Here is a 17,611-nt window from a genome sequence, read left to right as displayed (position 1 = left end):
GTCTCCTCACCTGCATGGGAAGAGATTCTGCACCAGATGCGGGAATGCCACACTAGGGGAATGCCCTAATTCGGCGCATTCATTTACTTATTGCATGCACCACATCAGTGCATTTTTGTGTTTCCATTCTAAATATTGGGATTTACCCCATCAAACCGCGCATTCCAGCCGCCCTGGGCGCCTGACCGCGCGCCCGATTTTGAGCCCGCCTCAAAAACCGGCCGCCGCCCCGCCCGCTTCCGGGCATGCGCGGCGCCCGCTTTCCGGGCAGCCAGGCCGCGCCATGGCGGCGTAGCGGTTGCCCGCGATGATAGCGGCGCGTCTTTACGTTCCGTTTACATCGCCAAGCCAAAGCTATACCCCGTTTTTACCCCCCGCTCCGTAACCTGCCGGTGTCCTTATTGGTCACTACGCCCGCGCGGTCCGCATCCGCTTTTGCCGCGCCGGCCCATCGTTCGCAGGGAGCCTGGCTCCCGGGAGGAAAAACGTGGATGTCATCTATATCGCAATATTCGCCGCCATGGCCGGGCTGACCTGCGCCCTGGTCAGGTTCTGCGAAGCCTTGTCTGCGGGAGCGCAATCATGAGCGCGCTCTATTGGCTTAGCGGCGTCACGGCCGCGCTGCTGTTCGTGTATCTGCTGGTCGCCCTGTTCAAACCGGAGAAGTTCTGATGACCGCCGAATTCATCGGACTGCTGGCCGTGTATCTGGCGGTCCTGCTCGCGATCGCGCCTATTCTCGGGCGCTACATCCGCATCGTCATGGAAAACGGGCAATCCCGGCTGACCGCCTGGGGCCGCCCGCTCGAACGCGGCATCTACCGGTTGGCGGGCATCGACCCCCGGGCCGAAATGGGCTGGAAGCGCTACGCGCTGGCCGTGCTGGCCGTGAGTGTCCTGGGCGTGGCCGCGGTCTACGCCCTGCAACGCCTGCAGGGCCTGCTACCGCTGAACCCGGCGGGCCTGGGCGCGGTTTCGCCGGACTCCTCGCTCAACACCGCCATCAGCTTCGTCACCAATACCAATTGGCAAGGCTACGGCGGCGAATCGACCATGAGCTACCTGACGCAGATGCTGGCCATGACGGTGCAGAACTTCGTCTCGGCCGCCACCGGCATTTCGGTCCTGTTCGCGCTGATCCGCGGGCTGGCACGCCACTGCTCGGCCACGCTGGGCAATTTCTGGGCCGACCTGGTGCGCTGCACGCTGTACCTGCTGCTGCCGCTGTCGCTGGTATTGGCACTGGCGCTGGTCAGCCAGGGCGTGATCCAGAACTTCTCCCCCTATCAGGAAGTACAGACCGTCGAAGCCCTGCACTACGACCAGCCGCGCACCGACGCGCAGGGGCTGCCGGTACTGGACGCCAAAGGGCTGGCCGCCGCCGACCCGGCCACGACCCGGACGCAGACGCTGGCGATGGGACCCGTGGCCTCGCAGGAAGCCATCAAGATGCTGGGCACCAACGGCGGCGGCTTCTTCAACGCCAACTCGGCCCACCCGTTCGAAAACCCGACTGCCCTGTCGAACTTCCTGGAAATGCTGGCGATCCTCGTGATCCCCGCTTCGCTCTGCTTCGCTTTCGGCGAAATGGTGGGCAACCGGCGTCAGGGCATCGCCATCCTCGCCGCCATGACGCTGCTGTTCGCGGCCTTCGCTCTCAGCGCCGCCTATTTCGAGCAGCAGCCCAATCCGATGGCCGTCCAAGCCGGCGTCGACAACGCGACCAGCGCGCTCTCGCCCGGCGGCAATATGGAAGGCAAGGAGACCCGCTTCGGTATCGCCGCCACCTCCCTGTTCGCCACCGTCACCACGGCGGCCTCGTGCGGCGCGGTCAACGGCATGCATGACTCATTGAACCCGATGGGAGGCCTGTCGCCGATGCTGCTGATGCAACTGGGCGAAGTGGTCTACGGCGGGGTCGGTTCCGGGCTGTACGGCATGCTGGCGTTCGCCATCCTGGCCGTGTTCATCGCCGGGCTCATGGTCGGACGCACCCCCGAGTACCTGGGCAAGAAGATCGAGGCGCACGACATGAAGATGGTGTCGATCGTGATTCTGGCAACCCCGCTGCTGGTGCTGGGCGGCGCCGCGCTGGCGGTGTCGGCGGTGGCCGGCCAGGCTGGCGTGCTCAATCCCGGCGCCCACGGTTTCTCCGAGATCCTGTACGGATTGTCTTCGGCGGCAAACAACAATGGCAGCGCTTTCGCGGGGTTGTCGGCCAATACGCCCTTCTACAACGTCCTGCTCGGCACTGCCATGTGGTTCGGCCGCTTCGCCGTGATCGTCGCGGTACTGGCGCTGGCCGGCTCGTTGGCCCCCAAGCGCCGCCTGCCCGCCGGCCCCGGCGCCATGCCGACGACCGGCCCTCTCTTCGTAGTGCTGCTGATCGGCGCGGTGCTGCTGGTGGGCGCCCTGACCTACGTGCCCGCACTGGCCCTGGGCCCGGTCGCGGAACACCTGCAACCCTGAACACAACAGGCTAGGAAAAAAAATGGCCAAGATTGATATGCCTACCCAAGCCGCTGGCGGCGCCGCCGCCCGCATGCCTGTGGCCGCGCCGCTGGAACGAAAATTCAGCATGTGGTCCGGCGCCCTGGTCGGTCCCGCCCTGCTGGACAGCCTTCGCAAGCTCTCGCCCGCCGCCCAGCTCAAGAACCCGGTGATGTTCGTGGTCTATGTGGGCAGCATCCTGACCACGATCCTGTGGCTCATGGCGCTCAGTGGCCGCGCCGAGGCCCCCGCCGGTTTCACCCTCGCGATCGCGATCTGGCTCTGGTTCACCGTTCTGTTCGCCAATTTCGCCGAGGCGCTGGCCGAGGGTCGCGGCAAGCAGCAGGCCGCAACGCTGCGGGGCCTGCGCACCACCATAGACGCCCGCCTGCTCAAGGGCTTTCGCGACGAGGACGCAGCCCATGCCGAACCGGCGCAATGGCGCGGCCGGGCCGTCAGCCAGCCTTCCGGCCTGCTGCGCCGCCATGACGTGGTGCTGGTCGAGGCCGGCGACACGGTACCGGGCGATGGCCAGGTCATCGCGGGCGTCGCCTCGGTGGACGAAAGCGCCATCACCGGCGAATCCGCCCCGGTCATCCGCGAGTCCGGCGGCGACTTCTCGTCGGTCACCGGCGGCACCCGGGTGCTGTCCGACTGGATCTTCGTACGCATCGCCGCCGACCCGGGCGAGAGTTTCCTGGACCGCATGATCGCCATGGTCGAAGGCGCCAAGCGGCAGAAGACGCCCAACGAGCTGGCGCTGACCATCCTGCTGGTCGGCCTGACGGTGGTGTTCCTGCTGGTGGTTGCGACCCTGATGCCGTTCTCGATCTACTCGGTCACTGCCGCCGGCGGCGGCGCCGTCATCACCATCACCGTGCTGGTGGCGCTGCTGGTTTGCCTGATCCCCACCACCATCGGCGGCCTGCTGTCGGCCATCGGCGTGGCGGGCATGAGCCGCATGATGGGCGCCAACGTCATCGCCACCTCCGGCCGCGCAGTCGAAGCCGCCGGCGACGTCGACGTGCTGCTGCTGGACAAGACGGGCACCATCACCTTCGGCAATCGCCAGGCCTCGGCCTTCCTGCCCGCGCCCGGCGTGTCGCCGAGTGAACTGGCGGACGCCGCGCGCCTGGCCTCGCTGGCCGACGAGACGCCCGAGGGCCGCAGCATCGTGGCGCTGGCCGACAAGACCATCCATGCACCGGCGGTGCATGCGGCGGACGCGGAGTACGTGCCCTTCACCGCGCAAACCCGCATGAGCGGCGTCAACCTCAAGGGCCGCACCATCCGCAAAGGCGCCATCGACGCGGTGCGCACCTGGTTGGCCGGACAGGACGCAACGGTACCGGAAACGGTGCTGCGCCTGGCCGAGGACGTGGCCCGCCGCGGCAGCACGCCGCTGATGGTCAGCGACGGCAACCGCGCCCTGGGCGTGATCGAACTCAAGGACATCGTCAAGCCCGGCATCCAGTCGCGTTTCGCCGAACTGCGCCGCATGGGTATCAAGACGGTGATGATCACCGGCGACAACAAACTCACCGCCGCCTCCATCGCCGCCGAAGCCGGGGTCGACGACTTCCTGGCCGAAGCCACCCCGGAAGCCAAGCTCAAGCTGATCCGCGCCTACCAGGGCGAAGGCCGCCTGGTGGCGATGACCGGCGACGGCACCAACGACGCGCCGGCGCTGGCGCAGGCCGACGTCGCGGTGGCGATGAACTCGGGCACCCAGGCCGCCAAGGAGGCCGGCAACATGGTGGACCTGGACTCCAACCCCACCAAGCTCATCGAGATCGTCGAGATCGGCAAGCAGATGCTGATGACGCGCGGCGCGCTCACCACCTTCAGCATCGCCAACGACGTGGCCAAGTACTTCGCCATCATCCCGGCGGCGTTCGCCACGGTGTATCCGCAGTTGAACGTGCTGAACATCATGGGCCTGGCCACGCCGGCCTCGGCCATCCTGTCGGCCGTGATCTTCAACGCGCTCATCATCATCGTGCTGATCCCGCTGGCGCTCAAGGGCGTGCGCTACCGACCGCTGGGCGCGTCGGTACTGCTGCGCCGCAATCTGCTGATCTACGGTCTGGGCGGCCTGCTGGTGCCGTTCGCCGGCATCAAGCTGATAGACATGGTGCTGGCCGCCCTGGGCTGGGTCTGACCCGCGCCCGTCACTGGAAAGGAACTCATCATGAAACAAGCTCTTCCCCTGCCGCGCCAAGGCGGCATCCTGCGCCCCGCGCTGGTCGTCTTCGCCGCCCTGTCGCTGGTGACCGGCCTGGCCTACCCCTTCCTGACCACCGGCATCGCCGCCGCCGTGTTCCCGCATGAAGCGTCGGGTTCGCTGATCCGCCAGGGCGACAAGGTGGTCGGCTCGGAATGGATCGGCCAGTCGTTCAGCGCGCCGCAGTACTTCTGGGGCCGGCCGTCGGCCACCTCGCCGATGCCGTACAACGCCGCCAACTCCGGCGGCTCGAACCTGGGCCCGCGCAATCCGGCGCTGGCCGAGGCCGTGCAGGCGCGCATCGCCGCCCTCAAGGCGGCCGACCCCGACAATCCCACCCCGGTGCCGGTGGACCTCATCACTGCCTCGGGAAGCGGCCTGGATCCGCACATCAGTCCCGCCGCCGCGGCCTACCAGGCCGCGCGCGTGGCCCGCGCCCGCCAGCTGCCGCGCGACAAGGTCGACGCGCTGATCGCGGCCAACACCAGCAAGCCCTGGCTGGGCGTGCTGGGCGACCCCGTGGTCAACGTGCTCAAGCTCAATCTGGCGCTGGACCAGCTGGCGCCGGTGAAATGACACGCCGGCGTATAGTATTGCCAGCCGTTCCCCCACTTCACCTGCGCGTTCATGGCTGACAATGCTGGCGAGCGTCCCGATCCGGACGCGCTCTTGAAAGACCTCGACGATGCCGCGCGCCAGGCGGTGCGCGGCAAGTTGCGGGTCTACTTCGGCTCCTCCGCCGGCGTCGGCAAGACCTACGCCATGCTGGTGGCCGCCCGAGCCCATGCCGCGCAGGGCGCCCGCGTGCTGGCCGGCATCGTCGAAACACACGGCCGCCGCGAAACCGCCGCCCTGCTCGAAGGCCTGGCGGTCCTGCCGCTCAAAGAGGTCGCCTACCGCGGCCATGCGCTCAAGGAGTTCGACCTGGATGGCGCGCTGCAGGCGCATCCCGATCTGGTGCTGGTCGACGAACTGGCCCACTCCAATGCGCCCGGTTCGCGCCACGCCAAGCGTTGGCAGGACATCCAGGAGCTGCTGGCGGCCGGCATCGACGTCTGGACCACGCTCAACGTGCAGCACCTCGACAGCCTGAACGAGGCCGTCGGCAGCATCACCGGCGTGCGGGTCTGGGAGACCGTGCCCGACGAGGTCTTCGACGCGGCCGACGAAGTCATCCTGGTCGATCTGTCGGCCGACGAACTGCTGCGCCGCCTGAAGGAAGGCAAGGTATACCTGCCCGAACAGGCGCGCCACGCCACCCGCAACTTCTTCCGCAAGGGCAACCTGATCGCGCTGCGCGAGCTGGCGCTGCGCCGCACCGCCGACCACGTCGACGACGACGTCCAGGCCTACCGTCGCGACCGCGCCATCGAACCGGTCTGGCGCACCCGCGAAGCGGTGGTGGCCTGCATCGGCCCCGATGCCGACGCCGAATACGTGATCCGCAGCGCCCACCGTCTCAGCCAGCAGCTCGAATGCGACCTGCACGTGGTCACCATCGACGCGCCGCGCGCCGCGCCGCCGCCGCAAACCGAGCGGGAACGACTGCAACGCAGTCTGGCGCTGGCAGACTCGCTCGGCGCGCGCTGTGAAACCCTGGCCGGCGGCGACATGGTCGACGCAGTGGTGCGCTACGTACGTCGCCACAACATCACCAAGGCCATCGTCGGCCGCACCCGCGCCAGCGGACTGCAACGACTGCGCCTGTCGCTGTCGGCACTGCTGACGGCGGCCATCAGCCCTGGCTGGCTGTGGCGCCGCCACAGCTTCGCTGACATGCTGGCGGCCGGTTGCCCCGAAATCGACGTCATCCGCCTGGGGGCGCCACCGCTTCCCGCCGCCAGCGGTGCCGGCCGCGATCCGCTCACGCTGGGCCGCCGAGGCCGCCAGGCGGCCGACGAACGTGGCCCATTGACACTGGCCGGCTACGCCTGGGCGCTGTGCTATTGCGGGGCAGCCACCGCGCTGTCGGCGCTGGCTTTCCCCGCGCTGCACCAGACCAATATCGTCATGCTGTTCCTGCTGGCGGTGGTCGCGGTGTCGCTGCGCCATGGCCGCGGCCCGGCCGCGCTCGCCTCGGTCGTCAGCGTGGGGCTGTTCGACTTCTTCTTTGTGCAGCCGCTGGCCTCGTTCGCGGTATCGGACGTGCAGTACCTGCTGACCTTCGGCGTGCTGCTGGCCGTGGGTCTACTGATCGGCCAGCTCACCGCTGGCCTGCGATTGCAGGCCCAGGCCTCCGTCAAGCGCGAGGCCGACGCGCGCAGTCTGTACGAATTCGCGCGCGAACTGTCATCCGCACTGCTGCCCGAACAGATCGTCGCGTCCGCCAGCGCCTTCGTGCATGCTACCTTCGGTTCGCGCTGCGCGCTCTATATCCTGGGCCAGGACGACCGCCTCAAGCTAGCCTCGCCCGCTGCCGACGACATGCCGCCGCTGGAATCGGCGCTGACTCAGTGGGTCTACGACCACGGCCAGGCGGCCGGCGCCGGCACCGCCACGCTGTCCAACAGCGAACTGCTCTACTTGCCGCTTAAAGCACCGATGCGCACCCGCGGCGTGCTGGCGCTGGCCGCGCCGCGCCGTAGCCTCTTCTCCCAGCCCGACTCGCGCCGCCAGATCGAGGCTTACGCCACGCTCATCGCCATCGCCCTGGAACGCCTGCACTATGTGGAAGTGGCGCAGCAGGCGCTCGTCAGCATGGAATCCGAGAAGCTGCGCAACTCGCTACTGGCGGCGGTCTCGCATGACCTGCGCACGCCGCTCACAAGCCTGGTCGGCATGACCGACACACTGACGCGGCGCCAGGAGGCGCTGCCAGCCGACATCCAGGACACCATCCGCGCCATGCGCGACCAGGCGCAGCGCATACACGCGCTGGTCGCCAACCTGCTCGACATGGCGCGGCTGCAGAGCCGCGACACGCCGCTGCGGCTGGAGTGGCAGTCGATCGAGGAACTGGTCGGCGCCTCGCTGGCCGCCATGCGCGAACCGCTCGCGGCGTATCGCGTTTCGGTCGACAGCCTGTCCGGCCTACCGCTGGTCGAATGCGACGGCGTTCTGATCGAGCGGGTGCTGTGCAATCTGCTGGAGAACGCCACCAAGTACACTCCCGCCGGCAGCGCCATACGCGTGCACGCCGTGGCGCGGGACGGCGAGCTGCGCGTGGCGGTCTGCGACAACGGCCCCGGCGTGGCGCCCGGCGCAGAGCGCCGCATCTTCGAAAAATTCACCCGGGGCGAACGCGAGTCCGCCACGCCCGGCGTCGGCCTCGGCCTGGCGGTGTGCGAAGCCATAATCAGTGCCCACCACGGCCGCATCTGGGTCGAACATGCGCCGGGGGAACCTCACGGCGCGCAGTTCGTCTTCACCCTGCCCTTGGGCAGCCCGCCCCCGATTCAACCCGAAATCGCTTGAGCCATGTTCGAATTTCAGCCCACCGTTCTCATCATCGAGGACGACGCCAATATACGCCGCTTCGTGCGCCAGGCCCTGGAAGACGAAGGCTGCGCCGTGTTCGAAGCCGATACCGTCAAACGCGGCCTGATCGAGGCCGGCACGCGCCAACCCGACGCCGTGGTGCTGGACCTGGGCCTGCCGGACGAGGACGGCATGACCCTGATCCGAGAACTGCGCGGCTGGACCGAAGTGCCGGTGCTGGTGCTGTCGGCGCGTGCGGCCGAGGCCGACAAAGTGGCGGCGCTGGATGCAGGCGCCGATGATTACCTGACCAAGCCGTTCGGTGTCAGCGAATTGTTGGCGCGGCTACGCGTGCTGCTGCGGCGCCATGCCCGGGGCGGCGCGGGCAGCGCCGCCGAGATCGGCTTCGGCGATGTGCGCGTGGATTTCGCCAAGCGCGTGGTCGAGCGCGGCGGCCAGCATGTGCACCTGACCGCCATGGAGTACCGTCTGCTTGCCGCACTGCTGGCCCATCGAGGCAAGGTCATGACGCACCGCGAACTGCTGCGCGAGGTCTGGGGTCCGTCGCATGTGGAAAGCAGCCATTACCTGCGGATCTACATGGGCCACCTGCGGCAGAAGCTCGAAGCGGATCCGGCGCAGCCGGTCTACCTGCTGACCGAGATCGGCGTGGGTTACCGCTTCGCGGGGTGAAGCCCGCCGCGCAGGCAGGCGCTGCATGCGACGCCATTGATGCGCCTTTTATGCGGGCCGCGCCTCTCTTGTCTCGCCGACAGCAAGTACAGCCAATACTTCGACCTGAGCGGCAACTTCGACACCGGCTTCTGGGGCGTCACGGTCAACGCCCACGTCGGCCGCCAGATGGTGCGTAACATCACCGATGGCGCCTACACCGACTGGAAGCTGGGACTGACCAAGGAATTCGGCCAGGGCCTGGCGATCTCGCTCGCCTACCTCGACACCAACGCCGACCGCGCCGTATACACCAACAGCCGCGGCCGCTACATGGGCCGCGCCACCGGCCTGCTGTCGCTGACCAAGACCTTCTGAGGAAACGGACGGACGTTGACGCGCTTTTTACGCGCCGCGTCCGCATTTATCGGCAGGTTTTACGGCTCGCTTTCTATAGTGGAATCGTCATCAACCAACCGGATACGCGCGAGCCCACCCTCGCGGCTGCGCTCCCCGACCGCCATGCTTCCCCGCCCAGAACGCACCACGCACGCCTCGCTTTACCGTCCCACTCCGGCCCACGCACCGCACGCTGCCGAGATGCTCTCCCTGACCGTCAGGATCGACACGCTCGACGCCCTGAAGGTCCGGCTGGCCCTGCACCGTGAATTGGGCGAACGTATCGGCGTCTACGTGCTGTCGGTGGATCACGCCCATGGCCAGAGCATTCTGCAGTTGCACTGCGACCGCGACCAGGTCGACGCCTTGATGCACGCGGTGATGTGCGGCCTGCCCCGGGCCGAATTCGGCCCGCTGCGCCCCGCAGGCGCCATCGCGGTGCAGTAAGCCATGAATACTCCGCTCCCGCCCACTTTCGAAGGTCTCTGGCTGCCGATGGTCACGCCGATGCGCGGCGGCTACGTCGATTGCGAAGCCGCCCAGGCGCTGGCACGCTACTACCGCAATGCCGGCGTCACCGGCCTGGTGCTGTTCGGCTCCACCGGCGAAGGCAACCTGCTGTCCATCCCAGAAAAGATCGAGATGATCGAGGCTATCCGCCGCGATCCGCACGCCCTGCCGCTGGTATTCGGCGCGGGCGGGGTGGATACGCGCGGCGTGGCCGCCGCCATCCGCCGGCTGGACAAGTACGCGCCCGCCGGCTACCTGGTGCCGCCTCCCTATTATCTGGGGCCATCGCAACAGGGCATTCTGTGGCACTACCGCCAGATCGCCTGGGCCACCGAACGTCCCATCATCCTCTACAACATCCCCAAGCGCGCAGGCGTCACCATGACGGTCGAAACCATGGAGGCGCTGGCACTTCTGCCTAACTTTGGTGCGGTCAAGGAATGCAACCCACCGGTGCTGATGGCGTTGAACGCGCGAGGCCATCTCGATGCACTGTGCGGTGAAGACACCGCGCTGCTGAATCATTTCCTGGCCGGCGGGCGCGGTGCGATCCCCGCGGCAGCGCACCTGTTCCCGGAACGTTTCGTCGAGGCCATGCAACTTGCGCGCGATGGCCAGGCCCACGCCGCACGCGAACTGTTCGAACCCCTGCGTAGCCTCATCCGCTTGCTATTCACCGAGCCCAACCCCGCACCGATCAAACGCGCGCTGGCGTTGCAAGGCCTGATAAGGGATGAACTGCGCCCGCCGCTGACCCGCGCCAGCCGCGAGTTGACCCCGCGTCTGCAACGCGCCATGAGCGCGGTACGGGGTTCCTTCAATAGGCTGCAGACAGCTTGAACACCGCCACCGCGCGCGCCAGGTCGTCGGCCTGGTCGTGGAGGGTGGCAGCCGAAGCGGCGAACTCCTCGACCAACGCCGCATTCTGCTGCGTCACGCCATCCAGGTGCGTCACCGCCTGGTTGATCTGCTCGATGCCCACGCTCTGCTCGGCCGAGGCCGTGGCGATCTCCCCCATCAATGGCGCACTGGTGGCGGCCGACTGCAACACGCTGTCCATCGTGGCGCTGGCCTGCTCGACCCGCTGGCTGCCACGCGCGACGGAATCCGAGGACGCCTCGATCAGCGTCTTGATTTCCTTGGCGGCGGTGGCCGAGCGCTGCGCCAGCGCCCGCACTTCACCCGCCACTACCGCGAACCCGCGGCCCTGCTCGCCAGCGCGCGCGGCCTCCACAGCGGCATTGAGCGCCAGGATGTTGGTCTGGAACGCGATCTCGTCTATCAGCCGGATGATCTCGTCGATCCGCTGCGAGCTTTGCGATATCTCGCGCATCGCGTCGATCGCCTGCTGGGTTTCCTCACTGCCCTGGCGAGCCAGCTGCGCCGACTGCCCCGCCAGCGAACTGACTTCGCGCACATGGTCTGCGCTCTGCCTGGCGGTAGCGGTGATCTGCTCGACGCTGGCCGCGGTCTGCTCCAGCGCCGCCGCCTGCTTCTCGGTCCGGTCATGCAGATCCATGCTGCCCGCCGCGATCTGGCGCGATGCCGCCGCAATCGAGCCGGTGGCATGAACGATGCTGCGCACCGCCACGTCCAGCCGTTCCTGCATCAGCGCCATGGCGCCAAACAGCCGTCCGATCTCGCCGCGGTGGTGGCGCGAAATGATGCTCGACAGATCTCCCCGCGCCACCCGCTCGCAGACCTCGACCGCCTCGTCAAGCGGGCGGATGATGTGCGAACGGAAAAAGCGCAACGCCGCCGCCAGCAACAGCCCCAGCAAGACCACCGTCACGCCCCCCTGACGCCACAGCGTGGCGCTGAATGCAGCATCGACGTCGTCCACATACAAGCCGGTGAACAGCAACCAGCCCCATTCCGCGTCGTAGACCGCATAGCTGATCTTGGGCAGGGCAGCTTCCGTCCCCGGCCGCGGAAAATGGTATTCGACGAAACCGCCGCCCTGCTTGCCACGGGCGTACAGCTCCTCGAAGATCGGCAGGCCCTCGCTGTCCTTGACCGCCCGCACATTGGTCCCCGCGAGCTGGCCATCGGGATGCACCAGCAGCGCATAGCCGTCGTCAAATGCCCCGACATAGCCATCCACGCCATAGCGCAGTTGTGCCAGGCGCTGCGCCACATTGCGCTTGGCCTGCTCGACCGACAGTCCTTCGTCGACGGCGCGTTGCTTGCCGTTGCGCAAGATGCCGGCCGCCAGGTCCAGCACATGGCGCAGTTCCGTCTTGCGCTCGGCCAACATTTCGGCCCGCCGCTCCCAGGCTTCCCAGCCGCCCAAAGCGAGCACGGCAAAACCGGTGGCGAAAACGAACCACAGCAACTCCCTGCGCAAGCTTGAATTCTTCATAGACCCTCTTTGTCATGTCTTTCCGCGCTCGCAACCAAAAACTGCGGAATGTGACTATTTATATGTTGCGTCCGATCAGAATACGAGGGCGCAGCAGGGTTTTCACCGACGAGAGAGGGCCGGCTTGATCTACGTCAAGCGCATTCGGCATTTGCTGCGCAACGCGCGCGCGAAAAAAAAGCAAGGCCATACAAGCCTTGCTTTTTATGCGGACAAGCCAGCCGCGAGGCGGCCCCGCGATCGCTAGCGTCCGGTCTGGAGACGCTGCTGCGCCAGTCCGGAGCGGGCCGATGTCAAGGCATACAGCACCACAACCGTCAGTGCGTAGATCGGCACGCTGCGCATATTGCGGAACATCATTTCCGACAGGCTGAAGACGAAATAGCCCAGGCAGAACAACATGCCGACCTGCGAACCTACATGCACCACGGGATCGTTGCTGGCCGAACGGCGCCAGAAGATCGCCGCGGGAATCAGATACAGCGCCAGGATGCTGAGCAGGCCCAGCAGGCCATAGCCCGCCAGCGCGCCGAGCATGTCGTTGTGCGGTTCGCCGTAGCCGATTGCGACCTCTTCCGTCACGATGCCCCGCTGCTGCAACTTCGCCAGTTCAGGCCGGAAGTTGGGCACGCCCACGCCGACCAGGGGACTCTGTTTGAACATCAGCCACGAGGCTTCCCATAGCTGGATGCGGATTCCCACCGAGGTATCCCGATCATGCTGCTCGTAGCGATTCAAGTCGGATACCACCCCTTTCCAACGACTTTCCTTCGAATGCCAGGATACGGCGGCCAGGACCGCCATCACCACGATCAGACCGCCCAGGAACAACAGTTTGCTGCGGCGCCGCCACTGCCGCTCGGTCAGCAGATAGACCAGGCCGAACACCAACAGCAAGGCCCAACTGCTGCGGGTGTGCGACACCCAGACACCATAGATGCTGAGGGGAACGGCTGCGACTTTCAGCCCTGCCTCGAGGCGCGGCCAGGGCGACAGCCGCCAGGGTAGCGTCAGCAGTGCTGCCAGGCCGAAGAAAATCGTCAGGTCGGCAAAGGCCACTGCGTTATAGCGACCACCGAAATCGGAAACCGCGCCACGACCCAGGCTCGGGGAGTGCACGATGTAAATCAGCATCAGCGAACCTGCGAAGGCGCCGAACAGAAAGCTCCATTGCACATGCTGCAGCCAGTTGCGCGGCGCGCGCAGCAGCAGCCAGCAGACCGGCACCGCCAGGGCGAAACGCAGCAGCTTCTCGATTTCGGAAGAACTCCACACCCCCAGGTAGCTGCTGCTGATCAGCATCGCCAGCAGCGGCGCCATTAGTGCCACGGCCATCGGCAGCAGCTCTCGCAATGCAAAAGGCTCGCGCGGCCGCACAAGGTTGATCGCCATCGCCGTCAACGCGATCACGGCGGTCAGATAGAGGATGGCGGGTCCTCCCACGGCACTGGTCAGGGCCAGGGCGGGAATCAGCAGCGTCAGGAACGCGACACTGCGCAGGCAATTGATAGACATGATAGGTTCAGCTCAGCCGTTGCGACGACCAGTCGGTACATCCAGAGGTAGGGGCGGGGATTGGCCAGCGCACAGGCAGCGACGGAATGCGCGGAATCGAGCATCCATTCACCGCGGCACCGCTGTCCGGAATCAAGAACGGACGGCCTTGGAGGCCGCCATGGATTTTTTATAGTCTCGCGTCAGGCTTTCGAACGCGGCCATGACACTGCCGGGACGCAGCCATTCGCGCCACAGGCGATCGCGCCAACGGCCGCCCGGAATATAGGCGGGATAGGCGATGCGCGACATCGACCAGCCCGGCCGCCAGGCCTTGGTCCGGGTCGGACGGCCCGTCAGCGTCAAGGTAGGCACCCCGACGCTGGAAGCCAAATGGCCGATGCCGGACTCGTTGCCGATGAACCAGCCACATTCATGGATAAACGCGGCCACGTCAGCTAACGACGGTGACTGCTGGATCGCCAGGCCGGCATCGGTCAGGCAGGTCCATTCAGCCCGCTCGTGCGGCGCCAGGATGAAAACCGGTTCATACCCTTGCCGCTGCAGGCGCAGGCCCAGCTCGACAAAATGCCGGGGCGCCCAGCAGCGCTGGGCCCCCGTGGACGACGGATGCACCGCCACCCGGGTTTCGAACACACGATGACGCCCCGCCACCGGAGGCCGCAGGCCGATATCGGTGCCGGACAGGGGCAATTCCAATGCATCGCGGCAGTAATCACTGATCTGGTTGAGCTTGACGAAGCCCTTGCCGGTGATGACCACGTGCGCGTCGTAATAGAAATAGGATGCGGCAACGTCGTGCAGGGCATAAGGCCAGCCCACATGCATCTGCGCTGCGCAATCATAGTCGACCAGGACCTCCCCGGCCTGCTCATGCGTCAACGACGGCCGGATGTCCATACCCGGGAACCAGGTCTTCAGGCCGTAGGCAAAATCGCCGAAAACGGTCACCTCGCGTCCATGCGCAGCCAGGTTGTGCGCCATGGTCATCATCAACAGCGTGTCACCCAGCCTGGGCGCCATCAGTAGCGCGATCCGGCTGGCTTCGCGCAAGCCACGGACAGAGGCCGAGGCATCGTAAGGTGGCATATCGGGAGCGGGTTGTGCCATATCCAAGGAAAAATACGCGGGCTGAAGGGATTACCGTATTACAAGCGCCGTAATTATACTGTCGTAATAATCACAAATTATTTCGTTTTGTCGTATTTCGACGCACACATCGCCCGCAGCCCCGCCCCAAAAAACGTGCATGTTCTAAAAAAACCCGCAGCCTTCGGGGGCTTGCGGGTTTTTGTGGAGCGCCAATAAAAAAGATCCAGTCACATATTTTCAATCATGACCTGGCCGAAGCCCGAGCATGACACCTGCGTCGCGCCTTCGAGCAGGCGGGCGAAGTCGTACGTCACCTTCTTGGACAGAATCGATTTCTCCATGCTGGAGATGATCAGGTCGGCCGCCTCGGTCCAGCCCATGTGGCGCAGCATCATCTCGGCCGACAGGATCTCCGAACCCGGATTCACGTAGTCCTTGCCCGCGTACTTCGGCGCCGTGCCATGGGTGGCCTCGAACATGGCCACGGAATCCGACAGGTTGGCGCCCGGGGCGATGCCGATGCCGCCCACTTGCGCGGCCAGCGCGTCGGAAATGTAGTCCCCGTTCAGGTTGAGCGTGGCGATCACGTCGTATTCGGCCGGACGCAGCAGGATCTGCTGCAGGAACGCATCGGCGATGACGTCCTTGACGATGATCTCCCGGCCGGTCTTGGGGTTCTTGAACTTGCACCACGGGCCGCCGTCGATCAACTGCGCGCCGAATTCCTTCTGCAGCAGCGCATAGCCCCAGTCGCGGAAGCCGCCTTCCGTGAACTTCATGATGTTGCCCTTGTGCACCAGGGTCAGCGAGGTACGGTCGTTGTCGATGACGTACTGCGCCGCCTTGCGCACCAGTCGCTCGGTGCCTTCGCGCGACACCGGCTTGATGCCGATCGACGAGGTATTGGGGAAACGGATCTTCTTGACGCCGAGCTTGGTCTGCAGGAACTGGATAAGTTCCTTGGCCTGCTCGCTCTCGGCCATGTATTCGATGCCGGCGTAGATGTCTTCCGAGTTCTCGCGGAAGATCACCATGTTGGTCTTCTCGGGCTCGCGCACCGGCGAGGGCACGCCCTTGAAGTACGCCACCGGGCGCAGGCAGACATACAGGTCCAGTTGCTGGCGCAACGCCACGTTCAGAGATCGGATGCCGCCACCGACCGGCGTGGTCAGCGGGCCCTTGATCGACACCACGTAGTCCTTGACGACTTCCAGGGTCTCGTCCGGCAGCCACACGTCCGGGCCGTAGACCTTGGTGGCCTTCTCGCCCGCGTAGACTTCCATCCAGTGGATCTTGCGCTTGCCGCCGTACGCTTTTTGCACCGCGGCATCGACGACCTTGATCATCACCGGGGTGATGTCCGCGCCCGTGCCATCGCCCTCGATATAGGGCACGATGGGCTGATCAGGCACATTCAGCGAGAAATCAGCGTTGACCGTGATCTTCTGGCCCCCAGCGGGCACCTTGATATGTTGATAGGACATGAATGCTCCATTTGCTCCGGGTGGTTTTTCTGCACGCGCGCCGCATCGGCTGGCGTGAGCGCCGCGGGCCGCGTGGCCCCGGCCGGACGCCCACTGGATAGCGGATAGCAACCAATTCTATATCGCATTGGGGCCGCCGGGCGGGTGGCGCGGCGGCGGGCGGTAAAATAAAGCCCTCTCTGGCCAGCATGGCAACCGTCCGACAATGTTCAACCCTTCCCGCGACCAAGTCCGCGAATTCTTCATCGAAACCTGGCGCAAGCATCGCGCCAACGAGGTCCTGACCCCGCTGGAGGCCATGGCGCTGGACTGGATCATCGAGCACCAGGAATACCACACCGACCTCGAAAGCCCCGAGGCCATGAGCGCCGAGTACGCGGTGGAAAAAGGCCGCACCAACCCGTTCCTGCACCTGTCGATGCACCTGGCCATCGCCGAGCAGCTCTCCATCGACCATCCGCCGGGCATCCGCAATGCTTACCAGCGGCTGGTGGCGCGCAGCGATGCACACCAGGCGGCGCACGAGATCATGGAATGCCTGGGCCGGGTGGTCTGGGAAGCGCAACGCCTGGGCACGCCGCTGGACAGCGACACTTACATCGACCTGATCCGCCAGCGCGCCGAACGCTAGGCCCTCCCCACGCGCTATGAAAAAACCCTCGGTCGCCCGAGGGTTTTTTCATGACGCCGGGCGGCCCGACCTTACTTGCGCACGCCCAGGTCGCTCGGTAGCGACGACAGCCAGGCAGCCACATTGCTGATGTCCTGGTCGGACAACTGCGTGGCGAAAGCCCCCATGATGGGATTCTTGCGCACATTGGCCGTGGCCGCGCTGCCCGAAGCGCCGCGGCGATAGGCCTTGAGCGCATGCACCAGATAGTCGGCATGCTGGCCGGCCAAGGTCGGATAGGCCGGATCCACCGCCGTCTTGGCGTCGGCGCCGTGGCACGAGGCGCAATTGAATTTGTCGAACACGGCCTTGCCGGCCGCCAGGTCCTGGGCCTGGGCAGTCGCGCCCGAAATGGCCAACGTCGCGCCCGCGAGGGCAAGCATGATGCGGTTCATGTGGTTGCCCCCTGTCATTTCAGATTCGAGTAGTACGCGGCCAGATCGGCAATGTCCTGGTCGGACAGGCTGCCGGCAATGGCGTCCATCGTGGGATGGCTGCGCGCGCCTTTTTTGTACTCGTTGAGGGCGGTCTCGATGTATTTGGCGTTCTGCCCGGCAATCATCGGGACGTGATACAGCTCGGGAAAGGTCGCCTTGTAGCCTTCGATGCCGTGGCAACCGATGCACATCGAGACCTTGTCGCGGGCGTTCTGGATATTACCGACCGGCGCTGCATCCGCAGCTACTGCCTGGCCGGCGATCGCACAGGATGCCAGGGTCAGCAGAGAAACCGTGTACTTCAGAGAGAATCGCAACTTCATTGGGATGGCTCTTCTTG

General features: G+C 65.8%; 15 protein-coding genes and 1 pseudogene. 10 read left to right on the top strand and 6 right to left on the bottom strand.

Going from position 1 to position 17,611, the window contains the following annotated elements; translation table 11 throughout:
* Positions 1–582: 582 nt before the first annotated feature.
* The 9 genes and pseudogenes from kdpF to AC6LKG_RS02225 all read left to right on the top strand — a co-directional run bounded on the left by kdpF (position 583) and on the right by AC6LKG_RS02225 (position 10,551).
* Entirely contained in the window at positions 583–672 is a 90-nt protein-coding gene (gene kdpF / locus AC6LKG_RS02265; protein WP_498162411.1) for a K(+)-transporting ATPase subunit F, read from the top strand.
* Positions 672–2,468 carry a potassium-transporting ATPase subunit KdpA gene (gene kdpA, locus AC6LKG_RS02260; RefSeq protein WP_498162409.1) on the top strand — a complete coding sequence of 599 codons (1,797 nt, stop codon included), beginning with the start codon at positions 672–674 and terminating at the stop codon, positions 2,466–2,468. The genes kdpF and kdpA overlap by 1 nt, the downstream gene beginning before the upstream one ends.
* Before the next feature lie 22 nt (positions 2,469–2,490).
* Positions 2,491–4,650, top strand: a complete 2,160-nt coding sequence (kdpB, locus tag AC6LKG_RS02255) for a potassium-transporting ATPase subunit KdpB (protein ID WP_498162408.1) — start codon at positions 2,491–2,493, stop codon at positions 4,648–4,650.
* 30 nt (positions 4,651–4,680) lie between these two features.
* Positions 4,681–5,289: a potassium-transporting ATPase subunit KdpC gene (gene kdpC / locus AC6LKG_RS02250; RefSeq protein ID WP_049071772.1), complete on the top strand. Its 609-nt coding sequence runs from the start codon at positions 4,681–4,683 to the stop codon at positions 5,287–5,289.
* A gap of 51 nt (positions 5,290–5,340) precedes the next feature.
* Positions 5,341–8,127: a DUF4118 domain-containing protein gene (locus AC6LKG_RS02245; protein WP_498162406.1), complete on the top strand. Its 2,787-nt coding sequence runs from the start codon at positions 5,341–5,343 to the stop codon at positions 8,125–8,127.
* A 3-nt stretch (positions 8,128–8,130) separates the two neighbouring features.
* Positions 8,131–8,823: a two-component system response regulator KdpE gene (gene kdpE, locus AC6LKG_RS02240; RefSeq protein ID WP_498162404.1), complete on the top strand. Its 693-nt coding sequence runs from the start codon at positions 8,131–8,133 to the stop codon at positions 8,821–8,823.
* Positions 8,824–8,898: 75 nt separating this feature from the next.
* A pseudogene (locus AC6LKG_RS02235) lies at positions 8,899–9,180 on the top strand (TorF family putative porin); the annotation flags it as partial.
* Between the two features lie 222 nt (positions 9,181–9,402).
* A complete protein-coding gene (locus tag AC6LKG_RS02230) occupies positions 9,403–9,648 on the top strand; it encodes a hypothetical protein (protein ID WP_498162402.1) in 246 nt (81 codons plus the stop codon).
* Positions 9,649–9,651: 3 nt separating this feature from the next.
* Positions 9,652–10,551, top strand: coding sequence for a 4-hydroxy-tetrahydrodipicolinate synthase family protein (locus AC6LKG_RS02225; protein ID WP_498162401.1), 900 nt, complete (start codon positions 9,652–9,654; stop codon positions 10,549–10,551).
* Here AC6LKG_RS02225 and AC6LKG_RS02220 read toward each other — a convergent pair.
* The 4 genes from AC6LKG_RS02220 to icd form a co-directional block, all read right to left on the bottom strand.
* The gene (locus AC6LKG_RS02220; protein WP_498162400.1) at positions 10,529–12,073 is read right to left on the bottom strand and encodes a methyl-accepting chemotaxis protein; all 1,545 of its coding nucleotides are present in this window, start codon (positions 12,071–12,073) and stop codon (positions 10,529–10,531) included. The two genes, AC6LKG_RS02225 and AC6LKG_RS02220, sit on opposite strands and share 23 nt — an antisense overlap.
* 243 nt (positions 12,074–12,316) lie before the next feature.
* Entirely contained in the window at positions 12,317–13,588 is a 1,272-nt protein-coding gene (locus tag AC6LKG_RS02215) for an O-antigen ligase family protein (protein WP_498162398.1), read from the bottom strand.
* Between the two features lie 132 nt (positions 13,589–13,720).
* On the bottom strand, positions 13,721–14,698 hold the full coding sequence (locus AC6LKG_RS02210) for a glycosyltransferase family 9 protein (RefSeq protein WP_498162396.1): 978 nt from the start codon (positions 14,696–14,698) through the stop codon (positions 13,721–13,723).
* Positions 14,699–14,907: 209 nt separating this feature from the next.
* On the bottom strand, positions 14,908–16,164 hold the full coding sequence (icd, locus tag AC6LKG_RS02205) for an NADP-dependent isocitrate dehydrogenase (protein ID WP_049071757.1): 1,257 nt from the start codon (positions 16,162–16,164) through the stop codon (positions 14,908–14,910).
* 205 nt (positions 16,165–16,369) lie between these two features.
* On the opposite strand from icd, the gene AC6LKG_RS02200 reads away from it, so the two are divergent.
* Complete coding sequence (locus AC6LKG_RS02200) at positions 16,370–16,795, top strand: DUF1841 family protein (protein WP_498162395.1); 426 nt, start codon at positions 16,370–16,372, stop codon at positions 16,793–16,795.
* 71 nt (positions 16,796–16,866) lie between these two features.
* Here the strand turns inward: AC6LKG_RS02200 and AC6LKG_RS02195 are convergent, their stop codons facing one another.
* Positions 16,867–17,229, bottom strand: coding sequence for a c-type cytochrome (locus tag AC6LKG_RS02195; RefSeq protein ID WP_498162393.1), 363 nt, complete (start codon positions 17,227–17,229; stop codon positions 16,867–16,869).
* 14 nt (positions 17,230–17,243) lie between these two features.
* Entirely contained in the window at positions 17,244–17,594 is a 351-nt protein-coding gene (locus AC6LKG_RS02190; RefSeq protein WP_498162391.1) for a c-type cytochrome, read from the bottom strand.
* Positions 17,595–17,611: the final 17 nt, after the last annotated feature.

The organism is Achromobacter sp. 46006 (assembly GCF_059761975.1).
The sequence above is the reverse complement of the archived record's forward strand: the minus strand, read 5'-3'. Positions and strand labels throughout refer to the sequence as shown.

Excerpts from the sequence above, each read along its gene's own strand:
- kdpF (WP_498162411.1), top strand. The coding sequence starts at position 583 with ATGAGCGCGCTCTATTGGCTTAGCGGCGTCACGGCCGCGCTGCTGTTC.
- kdpA (WP_498162409.1), top strand. The coding sequence starts at position 672 with ATGACCGCCGAATTCATCGGACTGCTGGCCGTGTATCTGGCGGTCCTG.
- kdpB (WP_498162408.1), top strand. The coding sequence starts at position 2,491 with ATGGCCAAGATTGATATGCCTACCCAAGCCGCTGGCGGCGCCGCCGCC.
- kdpC (WP_049071772.1), top strand. The coding sequence starts at position 4,681 with ATGAAACAAGCTCTTCCCCTGCCGCGCCAAGGCGGCATCCTGCGCCCC.
- AC6LKG_RS02245 (WP_498162406.1), top strand. The coding sequence starts at position 5,341 with ATGGCTGACAATGCTGGCGAGCGTCCCGATCCGGACGCGCTCTTGAAA.
- kdpE (WP_498162404.1), top strand. The coding sequence starts at position 8,131 with ATGTTCGAATTTCAGCCCACCGTTCTCATCATCGAGGACGACGCCAAT.
- AC6LKG_RS02230 (WP_498162402.1), top strand. The coding sequence starts at position 9,403 with ATGCTCTCCCTGACCGTCAGGATCGACACGCTCGACGCCCTGAAGGTC.
- AC6LKG_RS02225 (WP_498162401.1), top strand. The coding sequence starts at position 9,652 with ATGAATACTCCGCTCCCGCCCACTTTCGAAGGTCTCTGGCTGCCGATG.
- AC6LKG_RS02220 (WP_498162400.1), bottom strand. The coding sequence starts at position 12,073 with ATGAAGAATTCAAGCTTGCGCAGGGAGTTGCTGTGGTTCGTTTTCGCC.
- AC6LKG_RS02215 (WP_498162398.1), bottom strand. The coding sequence starts at position 13,588 with ATGTCTATCAATTGCCTGCGCAGTGTCGCGTTCCTGACGCTGCTGATT.
- AC6LKG_RS02210 (WP_498162396.1), bottom strand. The coding sequence starts at position 14,698 with ATGGCACAACCCGCTCCCGATATGCCACCTTACGATGCCTCGGCCTCT.
- icd (WP_049071757.1), bottom strand. The coding sequence starts at position 16,164 with ATGTCCTATCAACATATCAAGGTGCCCGCTGGGGGCCAGAAGATCACG.
- AC6LKG_RS02200 (WP_498162395.1), top strand. The coding sequence starts at position 16,370 with ATGTTCAACCCTTCCCGCGACCAAGTCCGCGAATTCTTCATCGAAACC.
- AC6LKG_RS02195 (WP_498162393.1), bottom strand. The coding sequence starts at position 17,229 with ATGAACCGCATCATGCTTGCCCTCGCGGGCGCGACGTTGGCCATTTCG.
- AC6LKG_RS02190 (WP_498162391.1), bottom strand. The coding sequence starts at position 17,594 with ATGAAGTTGCGATTCTCTCTGAAGTACACGGTTTCTCTGCTGACCCTG.